The following is a 19,324-nucleotide window of genomic DNA, read 5'->3' on the forward strand; positions in this document are numbered from 1 at the left end:
TACATCCCCTCATATGATCTGACATCTAAACCCTGTGAAATCCTGCGAATGAGTGAGCATTCGTGAGAAAACCCCCTAAACCCGAGGGACGGTCTGCCGGACCGCTAACTGGCCCATCTGCGGCGCATTCGCCGAATAACGACCTGCCGGACCGTTAACTGGCACATCAGCGGCGGAATCGTCAGTGTAACGGCCTGCCGGACCGCTAACTGGCCCACCAACGGCGGAATCGTCAGTGTAACGGCCTGCCGGACCGTTAACGGGCTTTCGCAGCGGCGGATTCGCCCCTGCGAAAGCCCGACTCAGGCAGTGCGTGCTCCTGCATAGCGAATGGGTCGGCCATAGAAAAAAAGGCGCCTGCTTCTCCCGCTTTCTCGGGAGACATGCGCCTTTTTGAGTGGAATAAGTTTTTCGCCGCTGCCGGCTATTCGCTTGACTTGGAAGCGCCCGAATCCGGGCGGGAGCCGCCATCAGGCCGATTGCCCGGCTTGCCTCCGAAGCTTTTGCGCCGCCGGTTGCGGTTCTGCCAGCGACCTTCGTTCGGCGCGCCTTCGCCGCCGCGCGTTCCTTCGCTGCGAGCGCCTTCATTGCGGGCATTCTCGTTGCGGGAGTTGTCGTGGCGCTGGCCTTCCTTGCGCGGACCGTCCCCGCGAGAGCCCTCATGGCGCGGATTGTCCTTGCGAGCGCCGCCTTCTCTAGGAGCTTGAGCGTCCGAATGATTCGGCCTGTGCCCGCCTCTGGGTTTGTTCGGAGCCTGCCCTCCGTTACCTTGCCCCTGCTGCGCTCTGCGATCGTTCCCGGAGGAGCCATGGGAGCGGCCTTGCCGCTGGGAACCGCCGGATTCCTGGCCGTTCCTCGCATGGCCTCCCCGCCCGGAGAACGACGAGCCGCCGAAGCCTTTGTCCTGCTGGTTCCCGTTTCTCCGTTCCGCTTCCCGGCGTTCCGCATCCGCCGCGGCGCGCGCCACTGCGGAGACGGTGACGTTCGGCACGCGGACCGGTCCGCCCGCGCGCTCCTTCAGCGGCCATCTCGTGATCGGACCGCTTAGCGCGGCCGCCGTCTCCGCGGCTTGGCCGCCCGTCTCGTCCAGGGCGACCGCAGCCTCGGGAGCGGCCTCCTCCTTGACGATGACCGCGTCCGGCGGAAGCGCGTTGACGTCCAGCTTGGCCAGCACGAAATGCGCGCATCCGAAATTGCAATATTCATTGATGTAATCGACGAAATTGGAAATCGCGAACTCCTTGCCCGCCCGCGGATGCCCGTCCCGATAAAAACCCCGGAGACGAAGCTGGTTGTAGCCCCAATCCCCGACGACGTAATCGAAGCGGTCGAGGACTTCGCTGTACCGCTCGCGAAAAGCTTCGGGATTCCACCCGTTCTTGTATTCATGGACCAGCGAGTAAGCGTTGCCTCCCGCCATAAAGATCATGTTACGCTCTCCTTTTGGAGACCGTTCGTTCTTGCCTCCGCGGATTTGACCTGCTCATGCGCATGATAAGAGCTGCGGACAAAAGGCGCGGACTCCACGTGGGAGAACCCCCGCTTCAGCCCCTCTTCCTTCAGCGCCGCAAATTCGTCCGGGTGAACGTATCTGACGACGTTCAGATGGGACGGAGACGGCTGCAAATATTGTCCAAGCGTCAAAATATTGCAGTCCACCGCCCGCAGGTCGTCCATCGCCTCCAAAACTTCCTCGAAGGTCTCGCCCAGGCCGAGCATGATGCTCGACTTCGTCGGAATTTTCGGCTGCATTTCCTTCGCCCTCTGGATGAGCTCCAGGGACCGCGGATACTTCGCCTTCGCCCGCACACGGTTGGAAAGACGAGCGACGGTCTCGATGTTATGGTTCAAAATGTCCGGCTTGGCGTCCATTACGATTTGCAGAGAATCGCGGTTGCCCAGAAAATCCGGTATAAGCACTTCGACGCTGCAAAAAGGCATTCTCTTGCGGATCGCCTTGATCGTCGCCGCGAAGATCGATGCTCCACCGTCCTTCAAGTCGTCCCGCGCTACCGAGGTGACGACGCAATGCTTGAGGCCCATCTGCTCGGCGGCTTCCGCCACGCGCTCCGGCTCCTGCAGATCAAGCTCGGTCGGCAGGCCGGTCTTGACCGCGCAGAAGCGGCACGCTCTCGTGCAGATATCTCCGAGAATCATAAAAGTCGCCGTGCGGTTGGCCCAGCATTCATATATATTCGGACAGCGCGCTTCTTCGCAAACCGTATGGAGCGTCTTGCTCCTCATCACTTGCTTCAGTTCCTGGTAAGGCTCCCCGGTCGTCAGCTTGATTTTCAGCCAGTCGGGTTTGCGCGGTTTAGCGCCAGTCGTCATAGAAATTCCCCTCTTTCTGTCCCCCTTATTATAGCACGATTCGGATAAAAACCAATGATCTGTAAAACCCTACTTCTAGAAGTCGAGCTCGAGGAGGAGTTCCATTTGCAACCAGATTGGCGGAGATTCGGCCGCAGCTTCCGATTCGTGGTCATTGCGGCTCTCGTTTGTCTCATGACGCTGGAGTCGAGCGAATGCGGACCCGCCGCTTACGGCGCGGACAAGGACAAGCCTTCGATGTCCGACGAATACGCGAAGCGCCGGAAGCTGTACGAAGCGATCAGCTTGCGTACCGGTCTCGCCTGGCCCTATATCGCGGCAATCGATCAATACGAAAGGACGATGTCCCAGGCCCATCCGAAAACAAGACCGATCCGCAAGGACGCGGTTACCGGCGTTTACGTGTCGGAGGAGCGCTGGCGAGGCGATCTGAATCCGACGGAAGAGGATACGAACCCGGCGTCTATCCGTTTTTTTCGCGGGATCGGGCAAGACGGCTCGGGGGACAAAGTCGCGGACCGGAGCAAGGACGAGGATCTGCTCTATTCGGTGACGGTGCAGGCTCTGCAGTACGGCAGCGCCGAGGACGATTTTACTATCGGGCTGTGGGAATATTACCATAACACGCGCGCCGTGCAGCGCGTCATGCAGTTTGCCAAGCTGTACCGTCATTTCGACCGGCTCGACCTGAATGGCCACGCCTTCCCGCTTCCGCTGAAAAGCACCTACTCCTACCGCAGCACGTGGGGCAACAAACGCGGGTGGGGTGGCAGAAGAATTCACGAAGGAACGGACATTTTCGCCGGGTACGGCGTCCCTGTCAGAAGCACCTGCTACGGGGTAATCGAGATCAAGGGCTGGAACGCTTACGGGGGCTGGAGAATCGGCATTCGCGACCTCAACAATCTGTACCACTATTACGCGCATTTGTCCGGCTTCGACAAAAACATAAAGACCGGAGACATCGTCAGTCCCGGCCAAGTGATCGGATGGGTGGGCAGCTCCGGCTACGGACGTCCGGGTACGCAAGGGAAATTCCCCCCGCATCTGCACTACGGCATCTACAGGGATCGGGGACTTGTGGAATGGGCATTTGATCCTTATCCGCTGCTGCGCCGCTGGGAAAACGAGGAGTACAAAGCGGTAAAGGGGAAACGGTAAGCCGCGATCCTTCCGGCGGCTTGGCCGTCTCCCCTCCTCTTCTCTCGTCGCCGCGGCCATTTGGCGGTATCCCGTTCGGTCAGGGACGCGCGCGGTGCGGCATGGCACGGATCGCGGCTTTTGCCGGTATCCCGCTCAGTCAGGGACGCGCGCGGGTGCGGCATGGCACGGATCGCGGCTTTTGCCGGTATCCCGCTCAGTCAGGGACGCACGGTTCGGGCACTGGCCAGTTTTTGCCGGTATCCCGCTCGCTCAGGCACGTACGGTTCGGGCACTGGCCAGCTTTTGCCGATATCCCTCTCGCTCAGGCAGGTACGGCGGGCGGGGCCAGTATTTGACGTATCCCGCTCGCTCAGAAACGCACGCATGTGAGGCCCTCTTTTGCCGATATCCCCCTCGCTCAGGAACGCACGGTTCGGGCACTGGCCAGCATTTGCCGATATCCCCCTCGTTCAGGCACGCGCGGCTTACCGGTTCATCCAACCGCCATCCACGCACAGCACATGTCCGTTCATGTAGTCGGAAGCCGCGGAGGCGAGGAAAACCGCCGGACCGACAAGGTCCTCGTCCGCGCCCCAGCGGCCTGCCGGGATGCGCTCAAGAATTTGGCGGCTGCGAACCGGATCGCTGCGAAGCGCCTCCGTGTTGTCCGTCGCCATGTAGCCGGGCGCGATCGCGTTCACCTGCACGCCCTTGGACGCCCATTCGTTGGCGAGCGCCTTGGTCAGTCCGGCGACGGCGTGCTTGCTGGCCGTATAGCCCGGAACGTTGATACCGCCCTGGAAGCTGAGCATCGACGCGATGTTGATGATTTTGCCGTGTCCCTGCTCAAGCATCAGCTCTCCGGCGAGCTGACACAGGACAAACACGGAATTCAGGTTGACGTCGAGCACTTCCTGCCAATCCGAATAACCGTGTTCGACCGCCGGCGTCCGGCGAATAATGCCGGCGTTGTTCACGAGAATGTCGACGCCTCCGAATGTCTCCACGGCGGCGTCGATAATCGACGGCAGCTTGCTGCGATCGGCCACGTCCGCCTGCACGATAACGGCTTTGCGTCCGTGCGCCTCCGCCTTCGCTTTCGTCTCTTCGGCGGGAGTGCGGTTGGTGACAAGCACGAGATTCGCGCCGGCCTCAGCCAGCCCGACGGCAATCGCTTGTCCCAGTCCTCTGCCGGCCCCGGTGACGATAGCCGTCTTGCCGGCTAGATCAAATCGGTTTCCTGGTTGCGAGTTCAATTTTCACTCTGCCTCCTTCTTCGTAACGATGCCGAACCTCTTCGGGAAGTCCGTCGTCCGTAATCAGCAGATCCAAATCTTCCAGAGCGGCGAACGTCTGCAGCGCGGTCCGGTCGAACTTGCTGTGATCGGCCACGCCGTAAATTTCCTTCGCCCCGGACAAATAAGCCCGCTTCAAATCCAGCAGCTCCCCGGTAAATACGGACAAGCCGAACTTGTCGTGTACGCCCGTAGCCGACAGAAACAGCCTCTGCACGTTCAGGCGAGCCAGCCACTCCAGCGCGTCGTTGCCGACAAGCACGTTGCGGTGACGATACCCGCCCGGCACGACCAATCTGATCCGTTCCTTGCCCATCAGCTCGCGCATGATCAGCAGATCGTTGGTCAGCACCGTCAGCGGCATGTCGGGAAGCTTCCTGGCGATCTCCAGCGTCGTGCTGCCCGCGTCCAGCGCGATGACATCGTCCTGTCGAATGTAGCGCAGCGCGTGCTCGGCGATGGCTTCCTTCTCATTGGCGTGTTTCGTATTCGGAATTTGCAGCGCCTGCATCGGATCCGCCGCGTCCGCGCGGCTGACCGCTCCTCCGTGAATGCGGGTGAGCAGCCCTTTTTCCTCCAGCTTCTCCAGGTCCTCGCGAATCGTCTTCGGAGTCACCTCGAACCTGTCGCTTAGCTCCGACACCTGCACGGCCCCGTTTTCCTGCAGCAATTCCAAAATCAATTGATGTCGCGTTATCGCAAGCATGTAGCGGTCGTTCCTCCCGACTTGGCAGTTGCTGCTATTTTAACGCATCCATCTCGACAACATCCATATCTTTGAACGTATAATTTTCCCCGGCCATCGCCCAAACGAACGCATAGCTGCTCGTGCCCGCCCCGGAATGGATCGACCAGCTCGGTGAAATGACCGCCTGCTCGTTGGCGATGACGATGTGACGGGTTTCGTTCGGCTCGCCCATAAAATGGAATACCCTGGCGTCGGCGTTCATATCGAAGTACAGATACGCCTCCATGCGGCGGTCGTGCAGATGCGCCGGCATCGTGTTCCAGACGCTGCCCGGCTTGAACAGCGTGACGCCAAGCATAAGCTGGCAGCTTTGCACGCCGTTCTCGTGAATGATCTGATGAATCGTGCGTTCGTTGGACGATTCCAGCGAGCCGAGGTTCAGCGTATTCGCTTCCTGCACCGACACCTTGCGCGTCGGGTACGTCGTGTGGGCAAGCGCCGAAGTAAAGTAAATTTTCGCCGGATCGGACGGATTTACGCTCGACAGCTTCAGGCTGCGCGTGCCTTTGCCGACGTAGAGCGTATCCAGCTTGCCGAGCGCGTAACGCTCGCCGTCCGCTTCGATCGCCGCTTCTCCCCCGCCCACATGAATAAAACCGATCTCCCTGCGCTCCAGAAAATAGTCCGTCTTCAGCACGTCGGCCGCTTCGATCGTCAAGGCGGCGTTAACGGGAAGCGCTCCGCCGATAATCAGGCGGTCGTCGTGCGCGTACACCATTTTGATTTCATCGGCTTGAAACAGCTTCTCGATCAAATATTGCTGGCGCAGCCTCGCCGTGTCGTAATGCTTGGCGTCGGCCGGATTCGTCGAATGTCTGATGTCCATTCTAATTCCCTCCGATTAAGTTCGTTTAGGTTCGGATTCAGTATATCACACATTTTCGAACTTTTGTGAACGATTTTAAACCCGAATTGGGAAAACCAATTGTCTAATCTGCTCGAAAAAACGTTTATCCGCAAAGCCAACCAGGAAAATCAAGCGAAGAATGAGAGGTCCGCTTCCGGCGTTCGGCTCGATTGTCGGAAAAGGTCGATCGTGTTAGCATAGGGGGAAAATCGGTGCCGGAGACGGGAGACGCGGATTTTGCGATCAAGTCAACGGCTATTGGAGGAGTAGGACATGCTTAAGGCGGTCGTGTTCGACGACGAATACATCGTGCTGCAGGGGCTGCGCACCATGATCGACTGGCGGCGGTTCGGGGTCGAGCTTGCCGGAACGGCGAGCGACGGACTCGCGGCGCTCCGCATGCTGCTGGCGCTGAAGCCGGACATCGTGTTCAGCGATATTCGCATGCCGGGCATGGACGGCTTGAAGCTGATCGAGACGGCGGCGCGCGACCTGCCCGATACGACGTTTGTCGTGTTCAGCGGGTTCACGGAATTCGAATACGTGAAGCGCGCGATCGGACTCGGCGTCGTCGATTACGTGGACAAGCCGGTAACGGTGCCGAAGATCGAAGAGGCGCTGCTTAAGGCGCTGGCGCGGATCGAGAAGCGCCAGCAGCTCAGCGCGCTGCGCGACAGCTGGGAGGCGGGCCGCGAGGAGCTGCTGGAGAGAGCCGTAATGGACCTCCTGCTCGTCGGGGATAAGGCGGCGGAACGCTGCGGGGAGCTGTACGGCCCGGACTGGAAGCGAATTCACGGCGTGACCGTGCTCGCCTTCTCGGACGCCCAGCCGCCCTGGCGAGAGCACGAGTCGTACCGGGTCGTGAACGCGACCAACGGCGACGAGCGCCTGTCGGTCGCTTTCCGCTACGATCTGTCGGAGCAGGAAGCCTGGGAGGAACGGCTGCTCGAGCTTGCCGGCGAAGAGCGGAACGTTTTCGGTTCCGGCCGGACCTATGCGAGCGTGAACGACGCTCCGCAAAGCTACCGGGAAGCGCTGCGGGCGCTGCGCTACGGAAGGTTCATGGGCGATACGGGCAGAACCCGGATCGAGGACGTGGAAGGCAGCGCGCGCATGCCCGCCGACAGGCTGAAGCACGAGGAGGCGGTCATCGTTTCCCTGCGCATCGGCGACGAGAACGGTTTGACCCGGGCGCTAGAAGGCTTCGAAGCGTGGGTGGAGGAACAGCAGCTCGATCCGGAACGAACCGAGCAGGAGCTGCTCAAGCTGGCCTACCTGGGCCGCAGCGTGATGGAGGAACAAGCCGTGGACGAAGGGCTCGCGGAGAAAATTCGCCATCGGGAGCTGTCCGTCATGCATACCCGGGGAGAGATGTTCCGGTGGCTGCGCCAGCAGCTCGACGCGCAGCTCGCTTGGAAGAAGGCGTCGAGCCGGCTTCCGAGACACGCGGCGGTTAACCGGGCGCTCGCCTATCTGGAGGAGCGCTACGGGCAGGACGTGTCGCTGCAGGATTTGGCCGAGCACGTCGGGATGAATCCGACCTACCTCAGTCTCCTGTTCAAGGAAGAGATGGGGGCCACCTATATCAAGCATCTCACGCACATTCGAATGGAGCGGGCGAAGGAGATGCTGCGGGACGGCTTTCGCGTCAATGAAGTCAGCGAAAAGGTCGGCTATTTGAATTACCGGCATTTTACCGAAACGTTCAAAAAACACGTCGGCGTCACGCCGGGCCAATATCGGGAGGGATACCAGGTTGGAAAACCGGGATGAGCGCATGACGAAATGGCGGCGGTGGAGAAATGCGCTGCGGTTCCGGAGAATCCGCAGCCGCTTCCTCGCATCGATGCTTGTATTGTTCCTCCCTTCGATCATTTTGCTCGGCACGATCTCCTACAACATTACGAAGCGGACGATTGTCGAGATGAACGAGCAGACGACCCGCGACCATCTCCGGACGTCCAGCGAGGTCGAGGATTTGCTTTTCCGCAATGTGATCAATCTTCATTTCTCCATCGTGGTGAACGACGCGATTCAGGACAATCTGCGCAGCCGCGGCCATCCGAACGTCTCGTACGACGCCCGCGACGACGGCTTGGCGGCGCAGCTCCAGCGGGTCCTCAACAAAGGCTTGACGGACACGCGATACGTCAAGTCGATCTGTCTGCTCGATCTCCAATACCGGACATCCTGCGTCGGGCGATCCGACGATGCGGGCGTCCATCGCGGCTCGGATACGGCGGCCAACATCGCGGCAGCGGATTGGTATCGCGAAGCCTATGCGAACAACGGGAAAGTCGTGTTCTACCGCAGCGATGTATTCGGCGAGGCGAGAGACGTCTTCTCCACGGTGAAGCTGTTCCGGGATGCCGACGAGGTCGGAGGAGAACCGCTTGGCCTGCTCGTGGTCAACGTCTCGAAAACCATCTTCGACAAGGTGTTCACGGACAGCGGCGAACGCGGCTCCTACCTGGCGGTCGATTCGGCTCCCGACGCGACGACCGCCGTCTACAGCGGCTCGGACACGGTCGAGCTGAAGAACGGTACAATCGCCGAGACGCTGAAGGATCTCAGGAAACATGGCTACCAGGTAAGCTCGCATTACAACCAGATGACGAATTGGACCTTCCTGCACGTCGTCGAAACGAAAGTGCTGCTGCGGGAGTCGGACAACATCCGCTGGGCGACGACGGCGATCGCGGCCGGTGTCTCGGTAATCGCGCTCATCTACTCCTACTTCATCTCCGGAAGCATCACCCGCCCGCTCCTGCAGCTGAAGAAAATGATGCTCGACTGGATGAAGGGCTCCCGGCAGTTTCCCGACGCCTTCGCGAAGGACGAGGTCGGGGTCATCGGCGAGACGTTCAGGCGAATCGCCTACGAGAACGAGGAGTTGAACGAAAGGCTGTTCCATTCCGAGCTGAAGGAGCGCGAAGCGGAGCTCAGGACGCTGCAGTCGCAGATCAAGCCCCATTTTCTGTACAACACGCTGGACTCCATCTACTGGATGGCCACTTTGCAGAACAACGGCAATGTCGCCCAGATGGCCGTCTCCCTCTCGGAAAGCTTTAAGCTGAGCCTGAACAAAGGGAAGGAATTGATCTCGGTCTACAAGGAACTGCAGCATATCCACCACTACATGAAAATTCAGAACATCCGCTTCGACAACCGTTTTCGCTATGTCGAACAGGTGGACGAGTCGATCATGAGCGTCGAGGTGCTGAAGCTGCTGCTGCAGCCGCTTGTGGAAAATGCGATCTATCACGGCCTTGAGCCGAAAATCGGGAGCGGCGAGGTTCGGTTGACCGGCGTCAAGGAGGACGCTTATCTGGTGTTTACGGTGGAGGACGACGGCGTCGGCATGGACGATCCGGAACGCACGGAGCAGGGCTACGGACTGCGCAACGTGAAGGAACGGTTGAAGCTGTATTACGGACAGGACAGCGGGCTTTACGTCTGGAGCCGTCCCGGAGAAGGGACCAGGATCACCTTGCGCTTCCAGCCGTACGCCGACCTGAAAAAGCCTGACATCGACCATAAAAATGAGGCGCTTACGTAAAGCGCCCCCTTTCCCTATGCTAAATCTAGAAGAAAGCCAACGCTTTCTCACGCTTACTATTCAACGAAGTATAGGGGGAACACGCAAATGCTGAACAAAGGCGTAAAGCCGCTTGCCGCGGCGACGGGTTTGCTGCTGCTCGCGGGCTCGCTGGCCGCATGCGGCGGCGAGAATGACGCGAAGTCGAACGGGAGCGGCGGAGAAGCGACAAAGGAAGTCAAGATTTCCGTGCTAACCGGTAATTCGCAGGATTCGGTTAACGGCATGAACGCCATGATCGAAGGGTTCAAGAAGGTGGCGCCGCATATTACGATCGAGCTCGAGACACGTCCGGACGGCTCCGAAGGCGACAACATCGTCAAGACGAGGCTGGCGACGGGCGATATGGCCGACGTCTTCTTTTACAATTCGGGCTCCTTGATGCAAGCGCTGTCTCCGGAGAAAAACTTGCTGGACCTGACGAACGAGCCGTTCATGGAAAATATCCAGGACTCGTTCAAACAAACGGTGTCCTACAAAGGCAAGGTATACGGAGCTTCGGGCGGCTCCGTCGTCGCCGGCGGCTGGTATTACAACAAGAAAATATACGCCGACCTCGGCCTGTCCGTACCGCAAACCTGGGACGAGCTGATCGACAACAACAAGAAAATCAAAGAGGCCGGCATTACTCCGGTTATCGGCACGTTCAAGGACAGCTGGACCTCGCAGCTGGTCGTCTTGTCGGACTACTATAACGTGCAGGCTCAGGTGCCGAACTTCGCGGAAGACTTCACCGCGCATACAGCGACCAACGCGAACACGCCGGCGATGCTGCGCAGCTTCGAGAAGCTGCAGGAACTGCACGAGAACGATTTTTTCAACAAGGACTTCCTGGCGACCACGTACGACGCGGGACTCAAAATGCTGGCCGAGGGCCAGGGCGCGCACTATCCGATGCAATCGGTCGGCGTGCCGACGCTGCTGCAAAATTTCCCGGATCGGATCGACGATATCGGATACTTCGCCCAGCCGGGCGACGATCCCGCCAAGAACGGGCTGACGGTATGGATGCCGGGAGCGGGTTACATCTACAAGGGAAGCAAGCATATCGAGGAAGCCAAGCAGTTCCTGGCTTACACCGCCTCCGTGGAAGGCGTCCAGGCGGCCGCCGCCGTATCGAGTCCGATTGGTCCTTACGTCGTCAACGGGGCGAAAATGCCGGACGACGTGCCGGAGCTCGTCAAGGATATGCTGCCTTATTTCGAGAAGGGGCAGATCGCGCCGGCGCTCGAGTTTTTGTCGCCGATCAAGGGACCCAGCCTGGAGCAGATTACCGTCGAGGTAGGCGCGGGCTACAAGACCGCGCAAGAAGGCGCGGAAGCGTATGACAAGGACGTAGAGAAACAGGCGAAGCAGCTCGGCTTGGAGGGCTGGTAACGAGCGGCGAGAACGGGGCTGTCCCTAATTGCGGACGGCCCCGTCACACTTCACGCAGCGCTAGGAGAGATTTGAATGAACCCCATCTTTAAGCGGACGTATTCCTACTGGTTTTTGCTCCCGGCCGCCGTCGTTTACTTCCTGATTTTTATCGTGCCGACCGGGATGTCGTTCTTCTTCAGCCTCACGCGCTGGACGCTGGACGACTGGCAATTTATCGGCCTTGAAAATTTTATCATGTTCTTCGACGAACAGTCGCTGAGCATCGGATTTAAAAATACGCTGATCTACGCCGTCGTCACCTGCGGCTTAAAGGTCGTGCTGGGGCTGCTGCTGGGCGTTCTGCTCACCTCGAAGCTCCGCATCCGGAATTACCTGCGTTCCGTCATCTTCTTCCCGACGCTCGTCAGCACCATAGCGGTCGGCCTCGCCTTCAGCATGATGATGCATCCGAGCCAGGGCATTATCAATACGACGCTCTCCGCCATCGGCGTGACGGGTCCGGATTGGCTCGGCGACACGCGCATCGCGCTGCTCTCCGTCGCCCTGGTCGATGTCTGGAAGGGAGTCGGCATTGCCACGGTGATCTATATCGCCGGCATTCTCGCCATCCCCGCGGAATACCACGAAGCGCTTCAAATCGACGGCGGGAACGCCTGGCACAAGTTTTGGAACATCGTCGTGCCGCTCAGCCGCCCCGCGACCAATACGGTCATTATCCTTGCCTTCATCGGCGGACTTCGCTCCTTCGATCTCGTGTGGGCCATGACGAAGGGCGGACCGGGCTTTGCGACCGATTTGATTGCTTCTATTATTTATAAGCAATACCAGGGCGGCTTCTACGGACTGGCGACGGCCGGCAACGTGATCCTGTTCCTCGTCGTGACCGCGCTGGCCCTTCCGCTCTACACGTACTTGAACCGCAAGGAGGTGGATCTATGAGATCGCTTCGGCGGTTCGGCTTTGAAGCGGGCGGAATCGTATTTTCCGTCGTGGCGTTTTGGATTCCTTTCTACTTTATTATCGTCAACAGCGGCAAGGACGCGAAAGAAGCGGCCCTGCTCAATCTGGCCTGGCCTTCAAGCACGCACTTCTGGGCCAATATCAAGACGGTTATCGTTGAACGAAACTTCATGCTGCTGCGAGCCTTCTATAACAGCACCGTGCTCACCGTCGCTTCCATCGCCTTTCTGATCGTTCTTTGCGCGCTCGCGGGATACGTGCTGCAGCGCAGATCCGACCGGGCGACGCCGTTGTTCAACTTCCTGATTCTCGCCGGGCTGATCGTTCCGCCGGCGATTGTTCCGACGATCTGGCTGCTCGACGGGCTGGGGCTCTTCAAGACGCTGATCGGCCTTATCCTCGTGGAAGTGGCTCTCGGCTTTCCGTTCGCCGTCCTGTTGTACAAAGCCTTCATGGCCGCGCTTCCGCGGGAAATCGACGAAGCGGCGGTCATCGACGGCTGCGGGGGCTTCGGTCTGTTCTTTCGCATCATTTTGCCGCTGCTGCAGCCGGTGACGGCTACGGTTGTCGTCCTGTCGTCGGTTTCCATCTTTAACGACTTCACGAATCCGCTGTACTTCCTGCCCGGCTCGAAGAACGTCACCGTGCAGCTGACCTTGTACAACTTTCAGAGCATGTACACCACGCAATACAATTTGCTGTTTACGAATATTTTGATGATCACGATCCCGCCGCTCGTTCTTTTCCTGATCTTCAACAAACGGATCGTCGCCGGCATGACGGCCGGATCGATCAAGGGTTAATCCGGAACAGCGCTCGATCGTCTTACTTCATATTAAAGGAGCATCGAATCGCATGCGGGAATTCAACGTTGCGGCAACTTGCGAATATCGCTCGGACCTTCTCGGTTCCGACGTGAGGAAGCCGCGTTTCAGCTGGGTGCTGGAGACGGGAGACGAGCGGAACGTGCGGCAGACGGCGTATGTTCTGCAGGTCGCCGCGGAAGAGGCAGGCTTCGAGACGCCGCTATGGGATACCGGCCGCGTATCGAGCGATCAATCCGTCCACGTCGAATATGGCGGTCCGGCGTTGAGACAAAGAGTTTCTTATCGATATCGCGTCAAAGTGTGGGACAACGCCGGCCGTGAATCTGCATGGAGCCAAGAGGGACGTTTCGAGCTCGGCCCTCTCGGCCCGTCCGACTGGCAGGCGGCGTGGATTACCCCGGAGCCTTCCGGGATCGCCGCCGACACGGAGGCGGCCTTCCTGCTGAGAAAAGACTTCAAGCTGAAGGAAGGCATCGCGTCCGCACGCATCTATACGACGGCCGCGGGCGTATACGAGCTGTACCTGAACGGGACGAAGGTGTCCGACGATCTGCTTGCGCCGGGCTGGACCGCTTACCAGCACCGGCATCAGTACCAGACGTACGAGGTCACCGAACAGCTTCGCTCCGGCGGCAACGGCATCGGCATGCTGCTCGGCGACGGCTGGTACCGCGGCCGGCTCGGCTTCGATACGGTGAACTACCTGTACGGCGATCATCGCGCCGCGCTGGCGCAGCTCCATGTGCGGTATTCCGACGGCACGGAGGATGTCATCGTCACCGATGAGAGCTGGAAGGCTTCGACCGGCGCCATCCGATACTCCAATCTCTACCACGGAGAAACGTTCGACGCCAGATTGGACCCCCTCGGGTGGAACGCCGACGGCTTCGACGACTCGGCCTGGTCGACCGTCAAGGCGCTTGATCTCGGTTACGAGCGGCTTGTCGCGCAGGAAAATTGGCCGACCTCCGTTACGGAGAAGCTTCGGCCCGTGTCGGCCTTCGTGGCGCCGAACGGAGCCGCCGTGCTCGATATGGGGCAAAACATGGTCGGGCGAATCCGCATGGAAGTCCGTGCGCCGGCAGGCTCCCGGATCGTGCTGCGGCATGCGGAGGTTCTCGATCGGGACGGCAACGTCTACTTCGGCAATCTGCGTTCCGCCAGGCAGACGGTCGAATACGTCGCCCGGGGCGAAGGCGTGGAAAGCTATGCGCCGTTTTTCACGTTCATGGGCTTTCGCTATGTGCAGGTAGAAGGCTTCCCCATCCATGAGGACGGCCTCCCCCTGGATGCTTTCATCGGAGAAGTGATTCATTCGGATATGCCGTCAACCGGCGAATTCGCATGCTCCGACGAACGGGTTAACCGGCTGCAGCGCAACATTCGTTGGGGACAGCGAGGGAACTTCCTGGACGTTCCGACCGATTGCCCGCAGCGGGACGAGCGGCTCGGCTGGACGGGAGACGCGCAGGTATTCGTCGGAACGGCTCTGTTCAACTTCCATGGCGGTCCTTTCTTCGCAAAGTGGCTGCGCGATCTGAAGGCCGAGCAGCATGAGGACGGAGGCGTGCCGTTCGTCATTCCGGATATTATCCGCGACTCGAATGCCGCCGCCTGGGGCGATGCGGCGGTCATCTGTCCGTGGACCGTGTATCAATATTACGACGACTTGCGTCTGCTTGCCGAGCAATACGACAGCATGCAGCGGTGGGTGGACTATATCCGCCGTCAAGGAGACCGCGAAGATTTGTGGAACACGGGCTTCCACTTCGGGGACTGGCTTGCGCTCGACGCCAAGGAGAACGGCTATATCGGGGCGACGCCGCCGGCGCTGATTGCGACGGCCTACTACGCCTATTCCGTACGTCTTGTGGGCAATGCGGCGCGGGCGCTCGGACGTCAAGCGGACGCGGAACGATACGAAGCGCTTCATCGGAAGATTCTGCAGGCGTTCCGTGACGAATACGTCACGAAGACGGGCCGTATCGCGGCTCCGACGCAGACGGCGCACGTTCTGGCGCTTGCCTTCGAGCTTGTGGACGAGAGCATGAGGCCGCGCGTCGCGGAGGATTTGAACGCGCTCGTGATCGAGAACGACTACCGGCTGACTACCGGCTTTGTCGGGACGCCTTACCTGTGCTTCGCGCTCTCGAACAACGGCTATCACACGACGGCGCTGCGAATTCTGCTGCGCGACAGCTATCCGGGCTGGCTGTACTCGATCTCCAAGGGCGCTACGACCATCTGGGAGCATTGGGACGGGATCAAACCCGACGGCTCGTTCTGGAGCGACGATATGAACTCGTTTAACCACTATGCCTACGGGGCCATCGGAGATTGGCTGTATCGCAGAGTCGCGGGCTTGGACAAGGATGTCGCGGTTCCGGGATTCAAGCGCATCCGCATCGAGCCGTTGTTCGGATCGACGCTTCTCGCGCATGCGAAGGCGGCTTATGAATCGCCGTACGGCCGCATCGAGTCCGGCTGGCACGCGGACGACGGACGCATCCGCGTGGAAGCCGTCGTTCCGGCGAACGCGGAGGCCGAGATCGTGCTGCGGGGCGCGACGCTTGCCGGCCTCGCGGAGAGCGGCCGTCCGCTCGACGAGCGCAGCGGAATGCTCGAGGTTGAGGAGCTGACGCTCGGAGTGCGGCTTGTCGTCGGATCGGGGCGCTATCGGTTCGATTACGACGCTCCGCATTTGTTCCGGGAAGCTTACGACGAGAAATCGAGGCTGAACGAGCTGCTTCTTGACGAGGACGCGACGAACATATTGAGGCGGCATGCGCCCCACCTGCTTCGCCTGGAGGGCATCCCCGCGCAGATCGCCCGGACGGCTACCCTGCGGCAAATTCAGGAGAACGAGATGACGCGCCTGTCGGAGGCGGCGCTGGCCGGCATTTTGGAGGACCTGTCCCGACTTTCGGAGCGACCGATGCAGTGACCCCGGGGCGGACGATGAACGGACGACGATCGATGGAACGACCGCTGCTGGAGCGAACGACGGAGTGAAGGGCGACGTGAACGAGGGGAGCGGAAATAACGGACGCGGACGTCGGCGAACGGCCCTTTAGGTTGGGCTCGACTGCCGAATAGCAAACGATCGGATAAGCGGCGCCAGGCCGCCTATCCGATCGTTTAACTTTGTCGCCTTACTCCGGAGTGCCCTGAGTCACCCCGTGAACGTAGGTTTCCCAAGAGGTATCCAGCGCTCCCTGCCCCGGATTGTACGTAAAGAAGTATTCGACGGTATCCCCGTACTGCAGGTTATTGACCGGATACGTATAGTTGCCGTTCCCCGTCGGGGTCATGGCCACGTTAAGCTGCACGCCGTTGTTCACCTTGTAGTGCAGGTCGGCGAACGTGGCGCCGTTGACGTAGAACAGCAGGTTGTCACCCGTTTTCTTCAGGCCGCGCACCTCGTCGCCGATGACGATGACGACCGGGGCGGCCGGCACGACCGTCACGGCGCAGACCGCCGTTTTGCTGCCGTCGGCCGTCGTCGCGGTCACCGTGGCCGTCCCGGCGGCGATCCCCGTCACGACGCCGCCAGAATTAACGGAGGCGACCGAGGGATTCGACGATGTCCACGAGACCTGCTTGTTCGTCGCGTTGGACGGCGCCACCGCGGCGTTCAACTGCACGTTCTGGCCGACTTCAAGCTGTGCGGACGTCTGATTCAGAGAGACGCCCGTAACCGGCACGTTACCCGGATTGCCTCCTCCGCCCGGCTCGTAAACCCGCACGTAATCGACCTGCATCGTGGCCGGAATATCGGAAGGGTCCGGAGACAGCCCGCCGTCGAAGTGCCCGCCGACCGCCAGATTCATTATAATGTAGAAAGGCTGGTCGAACGGAGCGTTCGGATTGTTCGGCGCGGCCACGGAATACCACTGATCCCGCGTCACTTTAAAGAAGAATTTGCCGTCCACGTACCACTTAAAGTCGTCCTCTTCCCAGATCAGCGTATAGACATGGAAATCGTTGGCGAACGTCTGCCCTTGCGGGAAATGATATTCGCCGGCGATATACCGGTTCACCGGCCATTGGCCGCCGAAATGCACCGCGCCGCTCGTCGTGCCCGGCAGCCGTCCTTTCGCTTCCATGACGTCGATCTCGCCGGACGCCGCCCACGCTCCGTACACGGCATCCTCCGGCAGCATCCAGAGAGCCGGCCAGATGCCGTTCCCGGTTGGCAGCTTGGCGCTGAAGTCGATCCGGCCGTACTGGAAGGAGAAGTGGTCCTTCGTATTGATTTTCCCGGAGGAATACAGCGCGTACCGATTAGGGTCCTGCGGGAACGATTTGGGATCGCTCAAGGCCCGGATATTCAGCTTGCCGTCCTGCACGAAGACGTTTTGCGAGCTGTTCGTGTAATGCTGCAGCTCGGCGTTGCCCCAGCCCCAGCTGTTCGGATCGTTGCCGATATAGTAGCCTTCCTCATAGTTCCACTTGCCCGTATCGAGCTGGCTGCCGCCGAATTCGTCCTGCCACACGAGCGTCATGCCCGCGATGGCCGGATCGCTTGGCGTTCCGACGGCAATATCCTCCTGATCGGAGACATCCGGACGGGGAGCGTTCGGATTGCCTATGAACGTATAGTAGACGTAATTGCCGCCGATGCTTCCGCCGGATTGCCCGTTCAGCGGATACCCGATGCGCAGCTGCATATCCTCCTGGATCGGCTGGAACCACAAGCCGTAAATATAGTCGGCCCAATAGCCCCACTGATTGGCGTCCGACATATTGTTGTAGCCGTTGCCGGAATAGAGGAATCCGCTCAGGGCGGAGTTGCCCAGCTCGACCCATTGCCCGCCGACATCAATCTCGTAGACGAAATTGCCCAGCTCCGTGCCGATCGGCGCCCCGCCGTCGATCTTGGGCAGCGGAATACCGATGGCGCCGCTCGCATCCGCCGAATAGGTCGTTCCGTCATAGGCGGCGATCGTATACGAATTTCTGACCGGCTCGTTAAAAATAATCGTATACGTCAAGCTGGCCGCAGAGGTTTTGGATTCCAGTTTAACGTGAATGGATTCCGTTACCGTAAACCAGTAGCCGCCGCCCCCGTCGGTGAACTGGCCGAAGTTGCTGTCGTAGATCCAGCCGCTGGCCGCGTTGTTGTCGATATCGATCCATGTACTGTCGTTTACCGGTTTGACGTAGACCTTCAAGTCGTCGGCTACGGCTTCGTAAGGGATCGACGAATTATTGTTGAATATCGGATAAGTGAAGCCCGCGCCCCCGGTAAAGCCCGCCGTAATCTGCGGCCCCTGGGTCGGCGTCATGGATGTGATCGTCGTCTGGTTAATATTCTGAAACACCAACGTGTAGTCCAGCGTTACCCCGTTCGCCTTGGAGAAGAGCCGGATTTCCGTTGTGGCGGAGAGGGTAAACCAGAAGCCGTAAAAGCCGCCGTCGCTCCAGTGGCCCCAGTTCTGGTTGTAGACGTAACCTCCGACGCTGTCGATATCGACCCAATTGCCGCCGGTCTTCACCTTCACGCCCAGATCGTCGGACACGTCGTTCCATCCGGCGGAGCCTCCGTTGAAGATCGGCATGACAAACCCGTAGCTCGCCTGGCCGACCCCCGACTTCGAGATCACGGGACCGTCCGCCGCCGAGAAGTACGCCATCGAGGTAATCGCGGTCCCCGCCGCTCGAGCTTGGGGCGCTGCCCACAGGCCGGAGCCGGCCAGCATCGCCACCGCCAGAATCAAACTCCACACCTTTAACGACAACCGTTTCTCCTTGCTGCAAGACCGTTTCATAATTGCCCTCCTTTAGGTATCATTCCAAAGAATCTAAAGCGGACTTTTCGAACCACCTCTTCATCAAGTTTCTTCGTTTCGCGCGCGATTCCGCAGCTTTCCGGCCGACAACAGAAAACGCTTACAGAGACTTGTTCCTGCAGGACAACTTTATTTTATCGAATCGCACACCGGAGAAAAAGGTTCAATAATTTGCATATTGACCCAATTTTTTGTTCCAAGCAAAAACGCCTGCGGCATCCTTAGGATGACGAACGCGTTTTTGTCGGAGACGATACAGTCAATGATAAGGGTGAAACTTAAAAATTCTGTATCGTCAAGCAAAAACGCCTTCGACGTCCCTGGGACGATGAACGCGTTTTTGCCGGAGACGGTCCGGATAAGATTGGCGAATTTTATACTTTCCGAATCGTGAATCAAAGCT

At 59.5% G+C, this 19,324-nt stretch carries 13 protein-coding genes; 7 read left to right on the forward strand and 6 right to left on the reverse strand.

Features of this window, described 5'->3' with window-relative positions; translation table 11 throughout:
• Positions 1-424: 424 nt before the first annotated feature.
• Together ACFFT4_RS26125 and lipA are read right to left on the reverse strand one after the other, a co-directional pair.
• Complete coding sequence (locus ACFFT4_RS26125) at positions 425-1,429, reverse strand: YutD-like domain-containing protein (RefSeq protein WP_378051953.1); 1,005 nt, start codon at positions 1,427-1,429, stop codon at positions 425-427.
• On the reverse strand, positions 1,426-2,337 hold the full coding sequence (gene lipA, locus ACFFT4_RS26130; RefSeq protein ID WP_378052012.1) for a lipoyl synthase: 912 nt from the start codon (positions 2,335-2,337) through the stop codon (positions 1,426-1,428). Before lipA ends, ACFFT4_RS26125 begins: the two co-directional genes overlap by 4 nt.
• Before the next feature lie 168 nt (positions 2,338-2,505).
• Between lipA and ACFFT4_RS26135 the strand changes: the two genes are divergently transcribed.
• Entirely contained in the window at positions 2,506-3,492 is a 987-nt protein-coding gene (locus ACFFT4_RS26135; protein WP_378052013.1) for a M23 family metallopeptidase, read from the forward strand.
• 467 nt (positions 3,493-3,959) lie between these two features.
• Here ACFFT4_RS26135 and kduD read toward each other — a convergent pair whose 3' ends face one another.
• Genes kduD through kduI form a run of 3 tightly spaced genes read right to left on the reverse strand, consistent with a single transcriptional unit; the run spans position 3,960 to position 6,343 of the window.
• Complete coding sequence (gene kduD / locus ACFFT4_RS26140; protein ID WP_378051954.1) at positions 3,960-4,730, reverse strand: 2-dehydro-3-deoxy-D-gluconate 5-dehydrogenase KduD; 771 nt, start codon at positions 4,728-4,730, stop codon at positions 3,960-3,962.
• The gene (locus tag ACFFT4_RS26145) at positions 4,702-5,475 is read right to left on the reverse strand and encodes a DeoR/GlpR family DNA-binding transcription regulator (RefSeq protein ID WP_378051955.1); all 774 of its coding nucleotides are present in this window, start codon (positions 5,473-5,475) and stop codon (positions 4,702-4,704) included. Before ACFFT4_RS26145 ends, kduD begins: the two co-directional genes overlap by 29 nt.
• A 34-nt stretch (positions 5,476-5,509) precedes the next feature.
• On the reverse strand, positions 5,510-6,343 hold the full coding sequence (gene kduI / locus ACFFT4_RS26150; protein WP_378051956.1) for a 5-dehydro-4-deoxy-D-glucuronate isomerase: 834 nt from the start codon (positions 6,341-6,343) through the stop codon (positions 5,510-5,512).
• Between the two features lie 294 nt (positions 6,344-6,637).
• On the opposite strand from kduI, the gene ACFFT4_RS26155 reads away from it, so the two are divergent.
• The 6 genes from ACFFT4_RS26155 (at position 6,638) to ACFFT4_RS26180 (ending at position 16,073) form a co-directional block, all read left to right on the forward strand.
• Complete coding sequence (locus ACFFT4_RS26155) at positions 6,638-8,137, forward strand: helix-turn-helix domain-containing protein (RefSeq protein WP_378051957.1); 1,500 nt, start codon at positions 6,638-6,640, stop codon at positions 8,135-8,137.
• Positions 8,121-9,923: a sensor histidine kinase gene (locus ACFFT4_RS26160; protein ID WP_378051958.1), complete on the forward strand. Its 1,803-nt coding sequence runs from the start codon at positions 8,121-8,123 to the stop codon at positions 9,921-9,923. Before ACFFT4_RS26155 ends, ACFFT4_RS26160 begins: the two co-directional genes overlap by 17 nt.
• A gap of 87 nt (positions 9,924-10,010) precedes the next feature.
• Positions 10,011-11,339, forward strand: a complete 1,329-nt coding sequence (locus tag ACFFT4_RS26165; protein WP_378051959.1) for an ABC transporter substrate-binding protein — start codon at positions 10,011-10,013, stop codon at positions 11,337-11,339.
• A 75-nt stretch (positions 11,340-11,414) separates the two neighbouring features.
• Positions 11,415-12,281 (forward strand): carbohydrate ABC transporter permease, encoded by an 867-nt coding sequence (locus tag ACFFT4_RS26170; RefSeq protein ID WP_378051960.1) that lies wholly within the window; start codon positions 11,415-11,417, stop codon positions 12,279-12,281.
• Positions 12,278-13,105, forward strand: coding sequence for a carbohydrate ABC transporter permease (locus ACFFT4_RS26175; RefSeq protein WP_378051961.1), 828 nt, complete (start codon positions 12,278-12,280; stop codon positions 13,103-13,105). The genes ACFFT4_RS26170 and ACFFT4_RS26175 overlap by 4 nt, the downstream gene beginning before the upstream one ends.
• Positions 13,106-13,157: 52 nt before the next feature.
• On the forward strand, positions 13,158-16,073 hold the full coding sequence (locus ACFFT4_RS26180) for a family 78 glycoside hydrolase catalytic domain (RefSeq protein ID WP_378051962.1): 2,916 nt from the start codon (positions 13,158-13,160) through the stop codon (positions 16,071-16,073).
• Between the two features lie 208 nt (positions 16,074-16,281).
• On the opposite strand, the gene ACFFT4_RS26185 is transcribed toward ACFFT4_RS26180, so the two are convergent.
• A complete protein-coding gene (locus ACFFT4_RS26185; RefSeq protein WP_378051963.1) occupies positions 16,282-18,900 on the reverse strand; it encodes a family 16 glycosylhydrolase in 2,619 nt (872 codons plus the stop codon).
• Positions 18,901-19,324: the final 424 nt, after the last annotated feature.

The organism is Cohnella cellulosilytica, assembly GCF_042431195.1.
Classification (GTDB): domain Bacteria; phylum Bacillota; class Bacilli; order Paenibacillales; family Paenibacillaceae; genus Cohnella; species Cohnella cellulosilytica.